This window comes from Methylorubrum podarium, assembly GCF_040270385.1.
GTDB lineage: Bacteria > Pseudomonadota > Alphaproteobacteria > Rhizobiales > Beijerinckiaceae > Methylobacterium > Methylobacterium podarium.
Map to the genome: position 1 here is coordinate 1 of NZ_JBELQE010000113.1, position 17,808 is coordinate 17,808.

At 71.2% G+C, this 17,808-nt stretch carries 18 protein-coding genes; 7 read left to right on the plus strand and 11 right to left on the minus strand.

Annotation, left to right across the window (positions count from 1 at the left end; genetic code table 11):
* Positions 1 to 270: 270 nt before the first annotated feature.
* The 3 genes from ABS772_RS21655 to ABS772_RS21665 all read right to left on the minus strand — a co-directional run bounded on the left by ABS772_RS21655 (position 271) and on the right by ABS772_RS21665 (position 3,191).
* Complete coding sequence (locus tag ABS772_RS21655; protein ID WP_350396818.1) at positions 271 to 1,440, minus strand: complex I NDUFA9 subunit family protein; 1,170 nt, start codon at positions 1,438 to 1,440, stop codon at positions 271 to 273.
* Positions 1,441 to 1,656: 216 nt separating this feature from the next.
* The gene (locus ABS772_RS21660; RefSeq protein ID WP_350396819.1) at positions 1,657 to 2,304 is read right to left on the minus strand and encodes an esterase/lipase family protein; all 648 of its coding nucleotides are present in this window, start codon (positions 2,302 to 2,304) and stop codon (positions 1,657 to 1,659) included.
* Entirely contained in the window at positions 2,301 to 3,191 is an 891-nt protein-coding gene (locus ABS772_RS21665) for a LysR substrate-binding domain-containing protein (RefSeq protein ID WP_350396821.1), read from the minus strand. The genes ABS772_RS21660 and ABS772_RS21665 overlap by 4 nt, the downstream gene beginning before the upstream one ends.
* A gap of 119 nt (positions 3,192 to 3,310) precedes the next feature.
* On the opposite strand from ABS772_RS21665, the gene ABS772_RS21670 reads away from it, so the two are divergent.
* The 4 genes from ABS772_RS21670 (at position 3,311) to ABS772_RS21685 (ending at position 7,673) form a co-directional block, all read left to right on the plus strand.
* Entirely contained in the window at positions 3,311 to 3,709 is a 399-nt protein-coding gene (locus ABS772_RS21670; RefSeq protein WP_350396822.1) for a tautomerase family protein, read from the plus strand.
* Positions 3,710 to 3,817: 108 nt separating this feature from the next.
* Positions 3,818 to 4,978, plus strand: coding sequence for an MFS transporter (locus ABS772_RS21675; protein WP_350396823.1), 1,161 nt, complete (start codon positions 3,818 to 3,820; stop codon positions 4,976 to 4,978).
* 80 nt (positions 4,979 to 5,058) lie between these two features.
* Positions 5,059 to 7,236 (plus strand): primosomal protein N', encoded by a 2,178-nt coding sequence (locus tag ABS772_RS21680; RefSeq protein WP_350396824.1) that lies wholly within the window; start codon positions 5,059 to 5,061, stop codon positions 7,234 to 7,236.
* 74 nt (positions 7,237 to 7,310) lie between these two features.
* Positions 7,311 to 7,673 (plus strand): SpoIIAA family protein, encoded by a 363-nt coding sequence (locus tag ABS772_RS21685; RefSeq protein WP_238254378.1) that lies wholly within the window; start codon positions 7,311 to 7,313, stop codon positions 7,671 to 7,673.
* Between the two features lie 76 nt (positions 7,674 to 7,749).
* Here the strand turns inward: ABS772_RS21685 and ABS772_RS21690 are convergent, their stop codons facing one another.
* From ABS772_RS21690 to ABS772_RS21715, 6 genes are all read right to left on the minus strand, one after another.
* Positions 7,750 to 8,130 (minus strand): hypothetical protein, encoded by a 381-nt coding sequence (locus ABS772_RS21690; protein WP_350396825.1) that lies wholly within the window; start codon positions 8,128 to 8,130, stop codon positions 7,750 to 7,752.
* 434 nt (positions 8,131 to 8,564) lie between these two features.
* The gene (locus ABS772_RS21695) at positions 8,565 to 8,816 is read right to left on the minus strand and encodes a hypothetical protein (RefSeq protein ID WP_238254381.1); all 252 of its coding nucleotides are present in this window, start codon (positions 8,814 to 8,816) and stop codon (positions 8,565 to 8,567) included.
* A gap of 154 nt (positions 8,817 to 8,970) precedes the next feature.
* Complete coding sequence (locus ABS772_RS21700; protein ID WP_350396826.1) at positions 8,971 to 9,978, minus strand: SDR family oxidoreductase; 1,008 nt, start codon at positions 9,976 to 9,978, stop codon at positions 8,971 to 8,973.
* A gap of 139 nt (positions 9,979 to 10,117) precedes the next feature.
* Positions 10,118 to 10,729, minus strand: a complete 612-nt coding sequence (locus ABS772_RS21705) for a cysteine hydrolase family protein (RefSeq protein ID WP_350396833.1) — start codon at positions 10,727 to 10,729, stop codon at positions 10,118 to 10,120.
* 55 nt (positions 10,730 to 10,784) lie between these two features.
* Complete coding sequence (locus ABS772_RS21710; RefSeq protein WP_350396827.1) at positions 10,785 to 11,957, minus strand: zinc-dependent alcohol dehydrogenase; 1,173 nt, start codon at positions 11,955 to 11,957, stop codon at positions 10,785 to 10,787.
* A gap of 94 nt (positions 11,958 to 12,051) precedes the next feature.
* On the minus strand, positions 12,052 to 12,702 hold the full coding sequence (locus tag ABS772_RS21715; RefSeq protein WP_350396828.1) for an FUSC family protein: 651 nt from the start codon (positions 12,700 to 12,702) through the stop codon (positions 12,052 to 12,054).
* Between the two features lie 186 nt (positions 12,703 to 12,888).
* On the opposite strand from ABS772_RS21715, the gene ABS772_RS21720 reads away from it, so the two are divergent.
* The 3 genes from ABS772_RS21720 (at position 12,889) to ABS772_RS21730 (ending at position 15,075) form a co-directional block, all read left to right on the plus strand.
* A complete protein-coding gene (locus tag ABS772_RS21720) occupies positions 12,889 to 13,746 on the plus strand; it encodes an SDR family oxidoreductase (RefSeq protein WP_350396829.1) in 858 nt (285 codons plus the stop codon).
* Positions 13,747 to 13,813: 67 nt separating this feature from the next.
* Entirely contained in the window at positions 13,814 to 14,812 is a 999-nt protein-coding gene (locus tag ABS772_RS21725; protein ID WP_350396830.1) for an SDR family oxidoreductase, read from the plus strand.
* Positions 14,813 to 14,895: 83 nt separating this feature from the next.
* Positions 14,896 to 15,075, plus strand: coding sequence for a hypothetical protein (locus ABS772_RS21730; RefSeq protein WP_012453251.1), 180 nt, complete (start codon positions 14,896 to 14,898; stop codon positions 15,073 to 15,075).
* Positions 15,076 to 15,183: 108 nt separating this feature from the next.
* On the opposite strand, the gene ABS772_RS21735 is transcribed toward ABS772_RS21730, so the two are convergent.
* Both ABS772_RS21735 and ABS772_RS21740 read right to left on the minus strand, forming a co-directional pair.
* Complete coding sequence (locus ABS772_RS21735; protein ID WP_238254368.1) at positions 15,184 to 16,815, minus strand: ABC1 kinase family protein; 1,632 nt, start codon at positions 16,813 to 16,815, stop codon at positions 15,184 to 15,186.
* Between the two features lie 155 nt (positions 16,816 to 16,970).
* Complete coding sequence (locus ABS772_RS21740) at positions 16,971 to 17,447, minus strand: hypothetical protein (RefSeq protein WP_350396831.1); 477 nt, start codon at positions 17,445 to 17,447, stop codon at positions 16,971 to 16,973.
* Between the last annotated feature and the right edge of the window lie 361 nt (positions 17,448 to 17,808).

Below are 17,808 nucleotides of genomic sequence, written 5' to 3' on the forward strand. Positions count from 1 at the left end.
CAGCGCCGGAAACGGCCGACCCTTCGAAACGGAAGGACAGCGATCGCCCGATCCAGTCACCCGGATCAGCTCCGCTCCACCGACAATCCCGAAGACCAGAGAAACCCCCGCCCCACCACCTGGTGGACCGCGGCGCCCCGTCGGTGAAAGTGGGTATATGGGGCCCGAGCCTGAGCGTCAATCGGAAAATCGCGGAACGTGCGGAGATCGCCGCCGCAGGGCTCCGGGAAGCAAGCGAGAGGCACTCCGACTCTGGAGTGCCCTCCCCTCTCAGCCGCGCGTGCCCCAGCGACTGCCCATCTGGCCTTGGCCGGCGGCCTTCTGGCCGACCGCCGGGCCGCTGGCGCGAGACGGGCGGTGGAGCGATTGGGTCGACTCGCTTTCCGGGGCGAGCAGATCCGGCACGCCCGCCTCGGCCTCCGTCCCGCGGCCCTGTGCGAACTGTCCCGCCTTGCGGAACCGCCAGAGGTAGCCGGGCACGACCGCCTCAACCGCCGTAGGCACGATCCCGAGCGCCTCGATGGTGCGCCCCTCCGCCTTGGCGGCATCCGAGACCACGTTGTCGGTCTGGAGCAGGGTGACCTGATCGCGCGTCAGCTTGAAGTTGGCCGGAAGAAGCCCGAGGGTCAGCGTGTCGGCGATCTCGATGACGCGGGCCTGCAGGCGCGCCACGGGCTCCGGCAGGTCGAGCACGGCGCGGCGGCGCATCGTCACTTCGAGCATGTAGCGCACGAAGTATTCGAGCGTGTTCACCTCCGGCCCGCCGAGTTCGTAGACGCGGCCGCCGGGCACGAGGCCGTCGACCGCGCGGGCGATCGCCTCCGCGACATCGCCGACGAAGACCGGCTGGAAGCGGCTCTGCGCCCCGGCGAGCGGAAGGGCGGGCAGGAAGGTCGCGAGCGAAGCGAAGCGGTTGAAGAAGCTGTCGCCGGGGCCGAACACCAGCGAGGGACGGAAGATCACCGCGTCGGGGCAGGCCCGCAGCACCTCCGCCTCGCCGAGCGCCTTGGAGCGGGCGTAGAGCGAGGGCGAATCCGGGTCGGCGCCGATCGCCGAGACGTGGACCAGCTTGGCGCCGACCGCCGCGGCGGCCCGGGCGATCTCGCCGGCCCCCTCGGTCTGGAGCTTCGAGAAGCGCTGGCTGCCCGTCTCCTGCAGGATGCCGACGAGGTTGATGACGATGTCGGAATGCTCGACCGCGCGGCGGACCGAGTCGGGGTAGCGGAGATTGGCCTGGACGGCGACGATCTGGCCGACCTTGCCCAGGGGCTGCAGGAACAGCGCGAGATCGGGCCGGCGCACGGCGACGCGGATGCGGTAGCCGCGCTTCGCCAGGGACCGCACCACGTGGCGCCCGAGGAAGCCGGAACCGCCGAACACGGTCACGAGCTGCGATTGCGGACGGGTCGTAGCGCCGGGCGCGGTGACGAGGCTGCTCATGGCCGATGGAGGCCCCTTTCTCGGGTGACACGTCGAGGCGGGCGGCAGAACCGCCGCACGGCCAACGAGCCCCGGAGCGCGACCGTCGGCAGCACGCTCCTTAGACCAGTTTGAAGTCGAGGGCAGCCTGTCGGCACAAGGAAAATGGAGGGGATCGCGCAACGTTCCAGAAGTTGGTTGCCGGCTCTTCTCGAACCGTCGAGCGACCCCGCCCCGTCATCGATGATCGAAGCGGCCCTCGCACAGGAAGTGCAGGGTTTGCGAGAGCGCGCGGCGGTTCCGCATCAGGGTCGGATGCGCGGCCGGAAGCACGACGTGATCGGCCATTCCCTCGAGGCGGGTGCGCGCGACGGTGACGCGCCCGTCGTTCGGCCCCGGCAGCAGCAGCAGGGAAGCCAGGGGATAGAGGCTGCGGCGGCCGGCGATGACGCCGAGCGGATAATCGACCGGGCCGAACAGGCGCTCCTGGCCGGCCCCGCGCAGCGTGACGAGTTCGGCACCGGCCGGACCGAAGAAGCGGCGGTAGGGCGCGAGGCGGTGCAGCGCGTCGGCGACCTCGCTGCCGCCGTTGGGCGGGCCCAGCATCACCACCCGCCCGAGATTCGCCGGCCGGTGCCGGGCCAGGAGCACGCGCGCGACGAGGCCGCCCATGGAATGGGTGACGATGTGGAGGCGGCTCACGCCGGCAGCGAAGGCCGCGACTTGCGGCGCGATCATCTCGGCGATGTCGGCGAGCGCCAGCCGGCGGGCGGGATAATCGCGGTTGAGCGTGGCGTAGCCCTCGGCCGCGAGTTCACGCTCCAGGGGGCGCAGCGAGGCGGCCCGGCGGGCGATGCCGTGCAGGAGGAGGACGCCCTCGGTCACGTCCGAACGGCCGCCGCGTCGGCGAAGGTTTCGCGGAGCAGCGCGGCGAAGCGTTCGACCGATGGATCGGCGCCGGCCATGCCGCGGACTAGGCGAAGGGCGAGGCCCGGCAGCGACGGCAGACCGGATTCGTCCGGATCGAGGCGGCGCAGCGTCGGCGGCAGCCCGTGCGGGGTGCGCAGGGTGATGCCGAGACCGGCCGCGACCGCGGCCCACAGGCCCGCGAGGCCGGGGCTGCTGAAGGCGACGCGCCAGGGGATGCCGGCCGCGTCGAGCGCTCCTGTGGCGGCCTGGCGGAAGAGGCAGGGCGGTCCGAACAGCGCGAGCGGCAAGGGGCGATCGGCGGCGAGGCCAGCCTCCGTGCGCGGCCCGACCCAGACCAGGGGCAGTCGCGCGATCAGGCTCCCCTCCCCCGCCGCGCCGGTCGCGTCCCAGACCAGGGCGAGGTCGAGGCGGCCGGCCTCCACCTCGGCCCGCAGGACCGCGTCGCGCTCCACATGCGCCTCGACCCGCACCCCCGGGTGCAGCCGGGCGAAGCGGGCGAGCACCGTCGGCAGTTCGGTCTCGGCGAAATCCTGCGGCAGGCCGAGGCGGACCCGGCCGGCCAGGGCGGGGGCGGCGACGGCGCCCAGAGCCGCGTCGTTGAGATCGAGCAGGCGGCGGGCATAGCCCAGAAGCATCTCGCCCGGCTCTGTCAGCGCCAGCCCGCGGCCGTTCCGCCGCAGCAGGGGCTGGCCGACCTGATCCTCGAGCTTGCGCAGCTGCAGGCTGATCGCCGAGGGCGAGCGCCCGAGGCGGGTGGCGGCCTTGGCGAAGCTGCCGAGATCGATCCCGGTGACGAAGGTGCGCAACACATCCATGTCGAGGTTCACGGGGAGCGCGGCCATCGTTCAGTTTTTCCGAAGCATCGGTGAAGAACTACGCGATTTTCCTGAACGATGCTGCGTGGTTCATTCGTCGGCGTCAACGGCGGATCGGCCGCCGTCACAGGGATTTAAGAGCTGCCATGCCCTTCGTCAGCCTCAAGGTCGCCGGCCCGGAGATCGGGACCGGCATCGTCGCCGAACTCCAACGAGAGATCACCGCGCTGATGGGGGAGGTGCTGGGCAAGCGGGCGGATCTCACCGCCGTCCTGGTCGAACCGGCACCGACCGGCGGCTGGTCCGTCGGCGGCGAGGCGGTGGTGCGGGCGGCGCATATCGAGGCGCGGGTGACGCAGGGCACCAACACCGCGGCGGAGAAGGCGCGGTTCGTGGCCGCCGCCCACGACCTGCTGGTGCGGACGTTGCCGGGGCCGCTGCCGCTGGCGACCTACGTCGTCGTGCAGGAGGTGCCGGCCGATGCCTGGGGCTACGGCGGCCTCACGCAGGCGGAGCGCGCCCGAGACGCCGCGGCGCGGCGTTAGACGGGGCCGGCCCCGCGACGAAGGGAAGAGCCCGTCGCGGTCGCGCTTCGATTCGGCCGTGTTCCCTGGCATCCTCGCACCGGGGATTCGCAGCGAGGCGCGGGGTTGTTGGCGGCAGGGACACGGCACGGCGCGTCGATCGGTTCGGGCCGGCTGCTCCTGCTCTACGCTGCCCTCTACGGCGGTTACGGCGCGCTCTCGCCCTTCCTGCCGGCCTTCCTCGAAGGGCGGGGGCTGGGACCGGGCGAGATCGGGACGCTGCTCTCGGCCGCGATGCTGGTGCGGCTCGCCGCCGGGCCGCTGGCGGGCGGGCTCGCCGACCGGCACGGCGCCGTGCGGGCCTTCCTGGCCGGAGGGCTCGCCCTCTCGGCGGCCTTGACCCTGGCGTTCCTCGGCGGCCACGGGTTTGTCGTGCTGCTCGCCGTCGCCCTCGCGCAGGCGGCGGCGACCGCGCCGCTCGCGCCTCTGGCCGATGCGACGGTGCTCGCCGGCAGCTGCGACGGCGCCGTCTACGGCCGCATCCGCGCCGCCGGTTCGGCCGCCTTCATCGCGACCACGATCCTCACCGGCCATCTCATCGGGCTGTTCGGCCACGGTGTCGGGCCTCTCGCCTGCGGAATCCTGTTCGCGGCCGGGACAATGCTGGCGCTGCGCCTTCCGGCAGCGCCCGCTGCCGTGACGCCGACCGAGGCGGCGGGCGGCGGATTCGCGGCGCTCGCCGCGGATGCGCGGTTCCGCCGTGTCGTCCTCACCGCCGCCCTGGTGATCGGGGCGCATGCCATGCACGACGCCTTCGCGGTCATCGTCTGGCAGACGGCGGAGATCGGGCCGCGGGCGGCGGGCCTGCTCTGGGCGGAAGCGGTCGCGGCGGAGGTGATGGTGTTCCTCTGGCTCGGACCGCGGCTCATGGCGCGGATCGGCCCCGCCCGGTCGCTGATCCTGGCCGCGCTCGCGGGAGCGTTGCGCTGGGCGGTGCAGGCGCAGACCTCCTGGCTGCCCGCCCTCGTCGCGATCCAGGCGCTGCACGGGCTGACCTTCGCGCTCCTGCACCTCGCCTGCCTGCGGTTGATCGCGCAGATCGTGCCGGACCATCGGCGGGCGACGGCGCTCACGCTCTACGGCACGTTCGGGCTCGGCCTCGCCTCCGCGCTGATGACGCTGCTCTCGGGCGCCCTCTACGGCCGGTTCGGCACGGCGGGCTTCTGGGCGATGGCCGCGGTGAGCCTGTCCGCCGTCCCGGTTGCGCGCGGGCTCTCGGGCGTCCGATAAGCCGGGGCATCGAGCCTCGGAGCATTCGCCTTCGCGGGCTGGAACATATATAGAACAAATCAGGGAGCCCCTCTGATTCCATGCCCGTCGTCGCCGACATCCTGATCCCGCTCGCGCTCGACACCGCCTACAGCTACGCGGTGCCGACCGGGCTCGCCCTCGCCGAGGGCGACATCGTGCAGGTGCCGCTCGGGCCGCGCGAGACGATCGGCGTGGTCTGGGGGCTCGACGAGCGGGCGTCGGGAGGGAACCTGCGGCCGGTGACGGGGCGGGTCGAGGCGCCGCCCCTCTCGGATTCCCTGCGCAAGCTGGTCGATTGGCTCGCCCGCTACACCCTCGCGCCGAAGGGCTCGGCGCTCGCGATGGCGCTGCGCCTGCCCGACGAGACCGCCCGCAACGAGGCGCCGCGCATCGGCGTGCGCCCCTCCGGCAAGCCGCCGGCCCGGCAGACCGCGGCCCGAGGCAAGGTGATGGCGGTGGCCGCCGACGGCGCGGTGCGCGGCAAGAGCGCGCTGGCCAAGGAGGCCGGCGTCTCGCTCAGCGTGGTCGATGGGCTGATCGACGACGGCGCGCTGGAGACGGTGGCGCTGATGCCCGAGCCGGTAGCGCTGCCGCCGGACCCGGACCATCCGCGGGTGCCGCTGTCGGACGCGCAGGCGGAGGCGGCGCACGCCCTCATCGCGCAGGCTCCCTCCCCGACCGATACGGTGACGGGTGAAACCATCCTCCTCGAAGGCGTCACCGGCTCGGGCAAGACCGAGGTCTATTTCGAGGCGGTGGCCGAATGCGTGCGGCAGGGGCGGCAGGCCCTGGTGCTGATGCCGGAGATCGCGCTCACCGCGCAGTTCCTCGACCGCTTCGCCGGGCGCTTCGGCGTCAGGCCGGCCACCTGGCATTCCGGCATCGGTGGCAAGCGCCGCGAGCGGCTGCGGGCGGGTGTCGCCGCGGGCGAAGTCTCGGTGGTGGTCGGCGCCCGTTCCGCCCTGTTCCTGCCGTTCCGGAAGCTCGGCCTGATCGTCGTCGATGAGGAGCACGAGACCGCCTACAAGCAGGAGGACGGCGTCCACTATCACGCCCGCGACATGGCGGTGGTGCGCGGCAAGATCGAGGGCTGTCCCGTCTTGCTCGCCTCGGCCACGCCCTCGATCGAGTCGCGGGTCAACGCCTCGACCGGGCGATACCGCCACGTGGTGCTCCCCGGCCGGTTCGGCGGGCGACCGCTGCCCGACATCGCGGCCATCGACATGCGCCTCGACAAGCCGGAGCGCGGGCGCTTCCTGTCGCCGCCGATGCTGAATGCGGTGAAGGCGACGCTGGCCGCGGGCGATCAGGCGCTGCTGTTCCTCAACCGGCGGGGCTACGCGCCGCTCACCCTGTGCCGCGCCTGCGGTCACCGCTACCAGTGCCGCAACTGCTCAACTTGGCTGGTCGAGCACCGCTTCCGCCGGGCGCTGGTCTGCCACCAGTGCGGCTACGCCGAGCGCAAGCCCGAGGCCTGCACCGAGTGCGGCGCCTTCGACCACCTCACCCCCTGCGGGCCGGGCGTCGAGCGGATCGCCGAGGAGGTGATCGAGCTTTTTCCGGAGCAGCGCGTCGTCGTGCTGTCGAGCGACTTTCCCGGCGGGGCCGAGCGGTTGCGGCAGGAGCTGGAAACGGTGGCGGCGGGCGAGTGCGACATCGTCATCGGCACGCAGCTCGTGGCCAAGGGCCACAACTTTCCGCACCTGACGCTGGTCGGCGTCCTCGACGCCGATATCGGCCTCACCTCCGGCGATCCGCGGGCGGCCGAGCGCACCTTCCAGCTGCTGCAGCAGGTGACGGGGCGCGCGGGGCGGGGCGAGCGGCCGGGGCGCGCCCTGGTCCAGACCTATCAGCCCGAGCACCCGGTCATCGCCGCCCTGCTCTCGGGCGATGCCGACCGATTCTACGAGGAGGAAATCTGGGCGCGCGAGGCGGCGGGCTTGCCTCCGTTCGGACGGCTCGCGGCGCTGATCGTCTCCGCCGAGGAGCGGGAGAAGGCGGAGGCGCACGGTCAGGCTCTGGCGCGGGTCGCCGATCCGCCGGCGGGCGTCACCGTGCTCGGTCCGGCGGAGGCGCCGCTCGCTTTGGTCCGCGGGCGCTGGCGCTTCCGGCTCCTGGTCAAGACCGAGCGCGGCATCGACGTGCAGAGCTATCTGCGGGACTGGCTGGCCCGCGGACCGAAGCCGCGGGGTAATCTCAAGGTCGCAATCGACGTGGACCCGCAGAGCTTTCTATAATCGGGTCCGTTCGCCGCCGGCTCGAGGTCACCTGACGGTCTCTGGCCCTCGGCCCATTCGAGGAGCGCCGCGCCTTGCTGACCTACGAGAAGAAGCCCGATTCCGCGATCGCCGAGATCGTCGTCGACGGAAAGATCACGGACGAGGAGATGAACGCGGTGATGACCGCGATGAAGGCGGACCTCGAGAAGGGCGGCCGGCTCAAGCTGCTGGAGGATATCCGCAGCTTCGAGGGCATGGAGCCGGCGGCCTTCTTCAAGGATCCCCGCTTCGGCCTCTCGATGATGAAGGGCGTGAGCCACGTGGCCCTCGTCACCGACGCGACCTGGCTGCGGGCGGTGGCCGAGACCTTCGGCTTCGTCTCGCCGGTCCAGATCAAGGTGTTCGAGCGCGCGCGCATCGGTGAGGCGAGGACCTGGCTCGAAGCCGGCGTGTGACGGCGCGCGACGCCCTTCCATAAAACAGAAGCGGGCCTTACGGGCCCGCCCCTCGATTGCAGGGAATTCGATCCCGTCAGTCGGCGAGCGCGGTGCGGACCGTGTGGCGCTTGGCCATCCAGCGGCCGGTGCAGAGGCCGCCGGAGACGCGCCACGTCCCGGTCCCCGAGCGGGTCTGAAGCCGGCCCGAGGCGGTGCCGTTCGCCGCCGCCGTCGCGACGTTCAGGCCGACGCCGCCCCCCGCATCGACGCGGCCGGTCACGGTGGCGCTGCCGGAGGACGCATTCGCGATCGGACGAACCTGCCCGTCGCGCACGGCGAGGGTGTAGCTGTACTGGGCGTCGCACAGACCGCTCTCGGTCACGAGTTGGACGGACCATGTCCCGTCGAAATCACCCGCCATCGCCGGCGAGACGAGCGCGGCGGCCAGAGCGGCGGTGAGGGCGAACTTGGGCATGCGTCATCCAGCTCAGCGACGAGGGTGAACGTACGGTGCGCCGTCGCCTGCGCTGTCCGTACCGTCGATCTGTGAGATGCCCGCACTCTACCCGAACAAGAGGCGATAATATGACGGCAACCGATGCCTCGGTTTCCGTCAAATCACGACTGTTCGTGGAACAAACTACGCGGTGACACCGAAGAAGTTCCGAAACCTGTGACTTTCGGGCACACCGGTGTTGCAAGCGCAGCCGTATAAACCGTTGGAAAAGCTTCGCGCCGCGTAAGCGAAACAGCCAAGATCAGTCTTCGAGGGCGTCGAACCGCTCCGCTTGCTTGGCGTCGCCGACGCTCATCGCGGCGGCGCGCACGCGATCTGGGCCTCGATCGGACATGGGGCCTGCTCAGGATCGACCGTCGAACGGCGCCGGAGACCGTCCCGAAGGGCCTCGGTCAGGCCGACGGTTCGGCGAGCCGCGCCCGGTGGCGGTCGAGGGCGTCGAGCAGGATCGGCATGAAGGGGGACGATGCATCGAGCCCGGCCACCCCCTCTCCGAGCCGGTCGAGGGCCCGCACCTGCGCATCGAGCCCGTCATAGGTGGCCAGATAGGCCCAGATCGCCTCGTCGGCCTCGCCGACCTGGGCCGGTTGCTCGGAGGCGAGAAGCGCCGAGAAGGTATCGAGGGTTCTGTCCAGGTTCGCCACGTCGGCTCCTCTCACGGCATCCACGAGGATCGGACCGGGACGCCCACCGCCGATGTGGATGCCGGCGCGCCGGGGGCGTGCGTCGGGACGGGGTGTCGAAGCGGCCGGCGGGCGCGCCGCGGAGCGCTCGACCGTCCCGTCCCGTGGTCGCGTGTCAGCGGCGACGGCCGCCGATGAGGCTCGCCGCGGCGGCGAACCCGACGCCCGCGACGAGCGCCGCGGTCGTGAGGGGATGGAGCGCGCCGCGGGTGTAGAGGCTGCGCCGCATCACGTAACCGGGATGGCCCCCGGCCGTGCGGCCGCCCACGCCCGCCTGGTAGAGCGACCCTTCCGGGCGGCGGGGCGGCTCCTCGCGCATCTGCAGCCCGGCCATGCTGCTGCCGACCGTGTCGAACACGCGCGGCGCCACGGCCTGGGCCGCGCTCATGATCCGCCCGCCGCCGCCGACATAGATGTCGCGGCGGGGATGCACCGCCGCGTGGAGGATCGCCTCGGCGACCTCCTCCGTCCGGTAGACCGGCGGGGGCAGCTTCGGCTCGCGGTCGGTGTAGTTGCGGGCATGCGCCGGGAACGGGGTGTCGGTCGCCGCCGGCTTGATCAGCGTGACCGCGACCGGCGCGCCCTCCTCCTTCAGCTCGACGCGGAGGGAGTCGGTGAAGCCTTTGATGGCGTGCTTGCTCGCGCTGTACATGCCCTGGAGCGGGAGGGCGACGTCGGAGGCGACGCTGCCGAGATTGATCAGCGTGCCGCCGCTCCGCTTCAGGTGCGGCAGCGCGACGAGCGAGCCGTAGACGACGCCCCAGAAGTTCACGTCGAACAGGCGCCGGTGATCACCGTCCTCGACCTCTTCGAGCCGGCCGATGATCGAGAGCCCGGCATCGTTCACCCAGGTGTCGATGCGGCCGTAGCGGTCGATCGCGGCGCGCGCCAGCGCCTCGACCTGGGATCGATCCGAGACGTCCGTGACGACGTCGAGCGCCTCGCCGCCCTCCCGCTCGATCCCGGCCCGGATCTCGGCCAAAGCCTCCCCGTTGCGGGCGGCGAGCACGACGCGGGCACCGCGCGCCGCGGCCATCCGCGCCGTCGCGAGCCCGATGCCGCTGGAGGCGCCGGTGATGACGATGACCTGCCGGTCGAGCGGCGTCTTGGCAGCGCTCGGCATGCGCATCTCCTGTGACCATGGGGCAGCCGAGACCGGTCGGGCGCAGATGTCGTCCCGGAGGCTGTCGCCCAGTGAACCCGGCCGCGAACGGCTCAGTTTCCGGGGCGCGTCGCGGGATCGCCGGTGATCCGCCTCGATCTCACCCCCAAGCGTCCAGGATCTCGGCGGTCGGGGCCGTCTCGATCTGCTCGCCGAAGCGGCTCTGGTAGAGGAACATCATCGCGTCGTAGGTCTGGTCGGCGGAGGAGCAGACCGCGTCGCAGGCGACGATGACGCGATAGCCCCGGTCGACCGCGCCGAGGATGGTGGCGAGCACGCAGACATCGGTCTCGCCGCCCGTCACCACGAGGGTGTCGATGCCGTCCGCCTCCAGCATCCGCTCGAGATCGGGCTCCAACCAGGGCGAGTAGACGCGCTTGTCGACGACCTTGGCGGGCGGCGCGTACCGGGTCAGGCTCGGCAGCAGCTCGACCATCCCGGACCCGAGCGCCTCCAGGGTCATCTTGGGCCAGCGCTCGTAGTAGCGCCGCCACACCCCGCGCCCTTCCTCCGGCAAGCGAACGGGCACGAAGCGGGTGAACACGGTCCGCTCCGGATGGGCGGCGGCGAGGCGCTCGATGTTCGGCAGGATGCGGGCGAGCCAGGGCGTGTGCCAGTCGGTCTCCTCGGAGAACATCCGCTGCGCGTCGACGCAGAGATGCGCGGCCCGCGGGCCGAGATCACCGAATTTCAGACCGTCCTTGCCCGCCATCTCGCCCGCCATCCTGTCCGCCTCTCCCTGCTCCGACCCCTTGTCCTCGACGCCCTCAGTTCGGGTGGAAGACGACCTTCACGCAGCCGTCCTTCTTGTCGCGGAACGTCTTGTAGAGGTCGGGCCCGTCCGCGAGGTCGGTGGAGCGGTGGGTGATCAGCGAGGCAGTGTCGAACTTGCCCTCCTGGATCAGCTTGGTCAGCGGTTCGAGGTAGCGCTTCACGTGGGTCTGGCCGCTCTTGAGGGTCAGCCCCTTCTGGACGATCGCGCCCATGTTGACGGGAATCGGCCCGCCGTAGACGCCGGGCACCGAGACGATGCCGCAGGGCCGCACCGCCCGGATCGCTTCCATCAGCGCGTAGGGCCGCTCGGTCGAGGTCAGCTTCTCCTGCAGCGTCGCGATCACGCTGGAGATGCCGTGGCCGGCGCTGGCCTCCATGCCGACGCAGTCGATCACGCCGTCGGCACCCTCGCCCCGGCTGATCTCCTTGATCCGCTCGAACACGTCCTCCTTGGCGAAGTCGATGATGTCGGTCGCGCCGTATTTCGAGGCGAGCGCGAGGCGCTCCGGCACGGTGTCGATGGCGATGATCCGCTCGGCCCCCATGATCTTGGCCGACTGGATCGCGAACAGGCCGACGGGCCCCGCGCCCCAGACGGCGATGATCTCCCCGCCCTTGATCTCGCAATGCTCGGCGCCCTGCCAGCCGGTCGGCAGGATGTCGGTGAGGAACAGGACCGACTCGTCGTCCATGCCGTCGGGCACCTTCATCGGCGCCACGTCGGCCATCGGCACGCGCACGTACTCGGCCTGCCCGCCCCAGTAGCCGCCGGTGATGTGCGAGTAGCCGAATAGGCCGGCGGTGGTGAAGCCGAACTGCGCCGCCGCCATCTCGGCGTTGCGGTTCGATCGCTGGCAGACCGACCAGTTGCCGAGCCTGCACTGGCGGCACTCGCCGCAATTGATGTTGAAGGGCACGACGATCCGGTCACCCTTCTTGAACTTAGTGAAGCCCGGCGCGGTCTCGACCACCTCGCCCATGAATTCGTGCCCGAGCACGTCGCCCGACTTCATGGTCGGCATCTGGCCGTCCATCAGGTGGAGGTCGGAGCCGCAGATCGCGCAGGACGTCACCTTGATGATGACGTCGCGCGACTCCTCGATCGTCGGATCCGGCACCGTGTCGCAGCGGATGTCGCCCTTGCCGTGCCAGCACAGTGCTTTCATGGAACGTCCTCGCGGTTCGCCGACGACGCCGTTCGGGCATCGCGGCAGGGAACCTCCGGCGCGTACGGCCAAGTTCCGTCGAGGATCTCCGACGCTACAGTTTGACGCCGAGCCACCGGTTCACGCGCGTCACGAGCCAGACGGTGGCGATGGCCACGCACACACCCCAGCCGACCTCCACGACCCGCGAACCGGCCATGCGCTCCACCGGTCCGACATGGGGCACGAGCAGGATGATCGTGGCGGTGATCCCGGCGAGCCGGCAGGCGCTCGCCACGTTGACGAGCCAGCAGACGAGGATCGCCAGCACCACCCCAAGCGCGTAGGTCGGAACGGACGGCCCCAGGGTGAGGTAGGCGCCAAGCCCGATCAGGCCGCCGATCGCCGCGCCGGTGAACTGGTCCCGGGCGGTGGTGCGCGTCGCGCCGAACTCGGTCTGCGCCACCGCGACCGCGGTGATCGCCGCCCAGAACCCTTCCTGCAGACCGAGCAGCTGGGTCGGCAGATAGGCGACGACGGCCGCGACCGAGGACATCACCCCGTGCGCGAGGCCGCCGGACAAGCGGCGGCGCAGCGGCAGACGCTTGTGCAGCCGCGCGGCCTGATCCCGCAGCCAGCGGATGCGGCTGGTGTCGCGGTCGGCCCGGCGTGTCGTCTCCGCGGCGGTCTCCTGCCTCGGATCATCCGCGCCCGTCGGCTCCTGTCCCGTCGGCTCTTCTTGGCGCAAAGCCCTGTCGGCCGGCATCCGTTCTTCCCTTCCTTCGCCACGACGCGCGAGCGGCCGCCGTCCAGCACCCTGCCCCGAAACCCCTGCCCTGCCTCCAAACGCGGGGCGAGGCGCATGGGACCGGTCGAATTTCCGCCGAACCCCGCCCGCGCGGCGGGGTTGTCCGGGCATTCCCCGACATCCCACGGCACCGGAGCCCGGCCCATGGAATCCTTTCCCAAGCCCCCTTTCCCCGATCAGCCGCAGCCGATGCCCGGCTCGACTCGCGCCATGGACCCGACGCCGGACCACGGCGAGACGAGCTACAAGGGTTCCGGCCGCCTGGAGGGCAAGAAGGCGATCATCACCGGCGGCGATTCCGGGATCGGCCGCGCCGTGGCGCTCGCCTTCGCCCGCGAGGGTGCCGACGTGCTGATCTCCTATCTCGACGAGGAGGAGGACGCCGCCGAGACGCGCCGCCTGATCGAGGAGGCCGGCCGCAAGGCCGTGCTGGTGCCGGGCAATATCGGCGACGCCGCCCATTGCCGGCGGATCGTCGAGCGGGCGGTGGAGGCGTTCGGGCGGGTCGATGTCCTCGTCAACAACGCCGCGCATCAGGCGACCTTCAGCGGCCCGGAGGAAATCTCGGATGAGGAGTGGGAGAAGACCTTCCAGGTGAACATCCACGCGATGTTCTACCTGACCAAGGCCGTGCTGCCGCACATGCGCGAGGGCGCGACCATCATCAACACCACCTCGGTCAACGCCGACGCGCCCAGCCCGCAACTGCTCGCCTACGCTACCACCAAGGGCGCGATCCAGAACTACACCGGCGGCCTCGCGCAGATGCTCGCCGAGCGGGGCATCCGCGTGAATTGCGTCGCGCCGGGCCCGATCTGGACGCCGCTGATCCCCTCGACCATGCCGGCCGAGAAGGTGACGCAGTTCGGCTCGCAGGTGCCGATGAAGCGGCCGGGCCAGCCCAAGGAACTCGCACCGGTCTACGTGATGCTGGCCTCCGACGAGTCGAGCTACGTCTCCGGCGCCACGGTGGCGGTGACCGGCGGCAAGCCGATCCTCTGAACCCGCTCACCCCTGATCGACCGCCGCGTCCGGCCGTGTGGCCGGGCGCCCCTGCCGGGAGCCTGCCGTGAAGAACCTGCGCGGAGCCGTCGTCGTCATCGCCGGCGCGTCGAGCGGTATCGGCCGCGCCGCCGCCCTCGCCTTCGCGCGGGAAGGCGCCCACGTCGTCGCCGCGGCCCGTCGCCGGGAGCCGCTCGCCCGGCTCGCGGAGGAGTGCAGCCGGATCGGCCCGGCCGCGCTCGCGGTGCCGACCGACGTCACCGATCCGGAGGCGGTCGAGGCCCTGGCCCGCGCGGCGGAGGACCGGTTCGGCCGGATCGATGCCTGGATCAACAATGCCGGCACCGGCGTGTTCGGGCCGTTCCAGGACGCGCCGCTCGACCTGCATCGCCGCACCGTCGAGGTGAACCTGTTCGGCGCCATGCACGGCGCCTACGCTGCCCTCCCCCGCTTCCTCGAACGGCGGCGGGGCATCCTCGTCAACATGGTGTCCCTCGGCGGCTGGGCGCCGGCCCCGTTCGCCGCCGCCTACACCGCGAGCAAGTTCGGCCTGCGCGGTTTCTCCGCCAGCCTGCGCCAGGAGCTGCGGCGCCATCCCCAGATCCATGTCTGCGCGGTGTTTCCGGCGATGGTCGACACGCCGGGCTTCGTTCACGGCGCCAACGTCTCCGGCCGCACCCTCGATCCCGGCCCGATGCTCTACGCCCCCGAGGAGGTGGCCGAGATCCTCGTCCACGTCGTGCGCCATCCCCGCGACGAGATCGCCGTGGGCTGGCCGGCGCGCGCCGCCCAGGCCGCCTATGCCCTGGCGCCGGGTCCGACCGAGCACCTGATGGGGATCGCCCTCAACCGGGCCCTCGACCGGGCCCGGCCCGCCCCGGTGACGCACGGAGCTCTGCGCGCACCTGTCCCAGACGGCACGGCGTCGGACGGCGGCTGGCGCGCGCGCAAGGGCCTTCCCTCGGCCTCGACCTTGAGCGCGATCGGCGTCGCCGTCCTCGCTGCCGGCGCGGCCCTCGCCCTCGGCAGCCAGCTCGGCAACCGCTCCGAACGGTCGAAACGGTGAACGCGGAGGCGCACGAGAAAACCCCCGGTTAAGCCTAAGCCCCTATGACCGGGCCATCGAGCCTGGTGATGAAAGGAGCGCCGATGACCAGGGACCAACTCGCGACCGAACTGAAGCGCATGGCCTCCTCGCAGGTCAGCGACATCGAGCGCGCGGTCAAGGCGGGCCACAAGACCATCGCCCTGAACGAACTGGCCGACCTCGACCGTCAGCTCAAGGCGCTGGCCGCCGCCCTCAAGGCCAAGCCCGTCGTCCGGGCCTGAGCCCGGCTTTCAAGCGAGCATCGAATCGATCGGACGGCCACGGCCCCGCCCCCGGGCGGAGGCCGCGCCCTCCCCGATCGGATCCGCCGCCCAGCCGGCCGTCCGCCGTCAGCGGTCGCGGCCGAGCAGCACCAGCCAGCCGATGCCGAGCATCGCCACCGTCATCCCGATGATGACGAAGGCCGGCGTGCCGAGATCGATCAGCCGCGGCGCGAGCTGCGTGGCGAACGCCGCCACGACGAGGCCGACGGCGACCCGCGCCGCGCCGCGCTCGATGCCGCGCACCAGCTTGTCCATCCCCTTCAGCTCGATCTCGACGGTGACGCGCCCCTGCTTGAGCCGCACCAGCATCAGGTGGATCAGTGTCGGCAGTTCGGAGGCCGCGCCGTAGAGGCCGCTGCCGAGCGACTCGGCCTTGCGCATCAGCCCGCGCAGGGAGAATTGCGAGCGCATGCTCGCCCGCACGGTGGGGCCGGCGGCGGCGAACAGATCGAAACCCGGATCGAGCTGGCGCATCACGCCGTCGGCGGTGACGAGCCCCTTGAACAGGATCGCGAGATCCGTCGGCATCGCGAGGTCGTTCTCGCGGGCCATCGTCATGAAGTCGGTCAGCACCAGCCCGAGATTGAGCGGGATCGAGGAATGGGCCTGGACGAAGTTCTGGGCGGATTGCTCCAGCTTGCTCAGGTCCGGATTCGAGGTGCCGGTCCAATCGAGGAGCGTGGCCATCAGCCCGTCGACATCCTGCTTGAGCATGGCGCCGATCAGGACGAGGAGCTGCTGGCGCCGCTTCTGCGACAGGCGCCCGACGATGCCGAAATCGATGAAGCCGATCCGGTTGTCGGGCAGGATCAGCAGGTTGCCGGGATGCGGGTCGGCGTGGAACACGCCCTCGATCAGCGCCATCCGCAGGAAGGCGTCGCAGCCCTTCTGCGCCAGCGCCTTCTTGTCCGCCCCCATCGCCCGCAGCGCGGCGGCGTCGTTGGGCGAGATGCCGTGGATGAACTCCTGGACGAGCACCCGCTCGGAGCACCACTCCCAGAAGATCTTCGGGATGACGATGTCGTCGCGCCCGGCGAAGATCTCGGCGATCATCTCGCAGTTGCGGGCCTCGTTGAGCAGGTCGAGCTCGCCGTTGAGGCCGTTGGCGAGGTGGCGCATCTGCTCCTGAGGCTGGTAGCGGGCCATCTCCGGCCACTCCGCCTCGACGATGCGGGCGCCGTGCGCCATCAGCCGCAGGTCCGCCTCGATGATCTTGCGCAGGCCCGGCCGCAGGACCTTGACCACGACCTCCTCGCCGGAATGCAGCCGCGCCCGGTAGACCTGGGCGATCGAGGCCGAGGCGATCGGATTGAGGTCGAACTCGGCGAAGACTTCCTCCGGCGGCGCGCCGAGATCGGCTTCGAGCTGCGGGCCGATCAGCGCCCACGGCACCGGCTTGACCTGGCTGTGCAGCTTCTCCAGCTCGTCGGTCCAGACCGGCGAGAGCAGGTCCGGGCGGCTCGCCAGGATCTGGCCGAACTTGATGAAGGTCGGCCCGAGCGTCTCGATGGCGCGGCGCAGGCGCTCTGGCTGCGACAGCCGGGTGACGTCGACCCGCGGCGTGCGGCGGGGGATGAGCGGGATGTTGTGCAGCCCGAGCCGGTCGACGACCTTGGTCAGCCCGAAGCCGATCAGGACCGAAGCGATTTCCGAGAGGCGCTGACGGTCGCGCGCGGCGACGAAGGCTGTTTTGAGCATGGCGGTCTTGCGTGTCGCGCGAAGCGTCGGTTCGGGCAAGACCGATCCGGCCCTCGCCGGGCAATTCGCAATGGCCACGGGCATGGGGCTTTTTTAGGATTGCGGCCGCTGCTCCACCTCGGCAAGCGACGACGCGGTCCCGGCCGTTCGCCGCCTCAAGGGGCTGCGGCTTCGGCGTGAACGTCGATCAGGACCTTTTCCGCCGGCGCCGCCTCCGGGCGAACGGTGCGCAGGATCCCCGGCACGTCGGCGCCCGCGGTACCGAACCGGGCCCAGGCCGCCTGGCAGCGGCGGTGGTCCGCGTCCGTGAGGAAGTAGCGCTCCTGCTCGTCCAGAAGCGTCGCGTAGACGGCGGCGCGCACCCCGTGCTCGTCGCCGACATAGAGCTGGTAGACGCGGCTCCAGAAGGTCTCGTCGAGTTCCCACTCGCACTGGGAGGCCGCCTTCATCATCGCGAGCTTGCGAAGGCTCTGCCGCTCGGCATGCGGCATGACGAGGAAGCCGTAGCGGGCCTTCAACTCCCGACCGCCGGCCGCGTAGCCCTCCTCGCTGGTGACGGCCCAGCCGAGATAGCTGCCCGCGCCGGCCACGAGCAGACCGGCCGTCAGAAGAAGCGTGCGGATGGCGGTCATGGGCAGGCCCCGGAATCAGGCGCCCATCCTGCCGGCAACCTGGGCGGCATCAAGGTCGGACGACGCCGGCCCTCCCCCGTATTTCTGCAGATCGCCGAGGCGGGCCGGGGTCGCGGCCCGCGACCGAGGCCCCCTCCCCTACCGGGGATCCGCGGCACTCGACGATCTTCGAAAGCACCAGCTTGGTGGATCCTCATCGCGAGGCGAAGCCGACGCGATCCAGGGCGCGGCGCGATCCGGATGACGAGGCCGGCGGACCGTGAGCCTGAACGACGAAAAGCCCGCTGCCTTTTCCGGTCAGCGGGCTGTGTGTCGATGTGATGGTGGTCGTCGTAGTGTGTGTGTTTGGTTGCGGGGGCTG

Excerpts from the sequence above, each read along its gene's own strand:
- ABS772_RS21705 (WP_350396833.1), bottom strand. The coding sequence starts at position 10,729 with ATGGCGGGCAAGGACGGTCTGAAATTCGGTGATCTCGGCCCGCGGGCC.
- ABS772_RS21715 (WP_350396828.1), bottom strand. The coding sequence starts at position 12,702 with ATGCCGGCCGACAGGGCTTTGCGCCAAGAAGAGCCGACGGGACAGGAG.
- ABS772_RS21670 (WP_350396822.1), top strand. The coding sequence starts at position 3,311 with ATGCCCTTCGTCAGCCTCAAGGTCGCCGGCCCGGAGATCGGGACCGGC.
- ABS772_RS21710 (WP_350396827.1), bottom strand. The coding sequence starts at position 11,957 with ATGAAAGCACTGTGCTGGCACGGCAAGGGCGACATCCGCTGCGACACG.
- ABS772_RS21730 (WP_012453251.1), top strand. The coding sequence starts at position 14,896 with ATGACCAGGGACCAACTCGCGACCGAACTGAAGCGCATGGCCTCCTCG.
- ABS772_RS21690 (WP_350396825.1), bottom strand. The coding sequence starts at position 8,130 with ATGCCCAAGTTCGCCCTCACCGCCGCTCTGGCCGCCGCGCTCGTCTCG.
- ABS772_RS21720 (WP_350396829.1), top strand. The coding sequence starts at position 12,889 with ATGGAATCCTTTCCCAAGCCCCCTTTCCCCGATCAGCCGCAGCCGATG.
- ABS772_RS21735 (WP_238254368.1), bottom strand. The coding sequence starts at position 16,815 with ATGCTCAAAACAGCCTTCGTCGCCGCGCGCGACCGTCAGCGCCTCTCG.
- ABS772_RS21680 (WP_350396824.1), top strand. The coding sequence starts at position 5,059 with ATGCCCGTCGTCGCCGACATCCTGATCCCGCTCGCGCTCGACACCGCC.
- ABS772_RS21655 (WP_350396818.1), bottom strand. The coding sequence starts at position 1,440 with ATGAGCAGCCTCGTCACCGCGCCCGGCGCTACGACCCGTCCGCAATCG.
- ABS772_RS21740 (WP_350396831.1), bottom strand. The coding sequence starts at position 17,447 with ATGACCGCCATCCGCACGCTTCTTCTGACGGCCGGTCTGCTCGTGGCC.
- ABS772_RS21700 (WP_350396826.1), bottom strand. The coding sequence starts at position 9,978 with ATGCCGAGCGCTGCCAAGACGCCGCTCGACCGGCAGGTCATCGTCATC.
- ABS772_RS21665 (WP_350396821.1), bottom strand. The coding sequence starts at position 3,191 with ATGGCCGCGCTCCCCGTGAACCTCGACATGGATGTGTTGCGCACCTTC.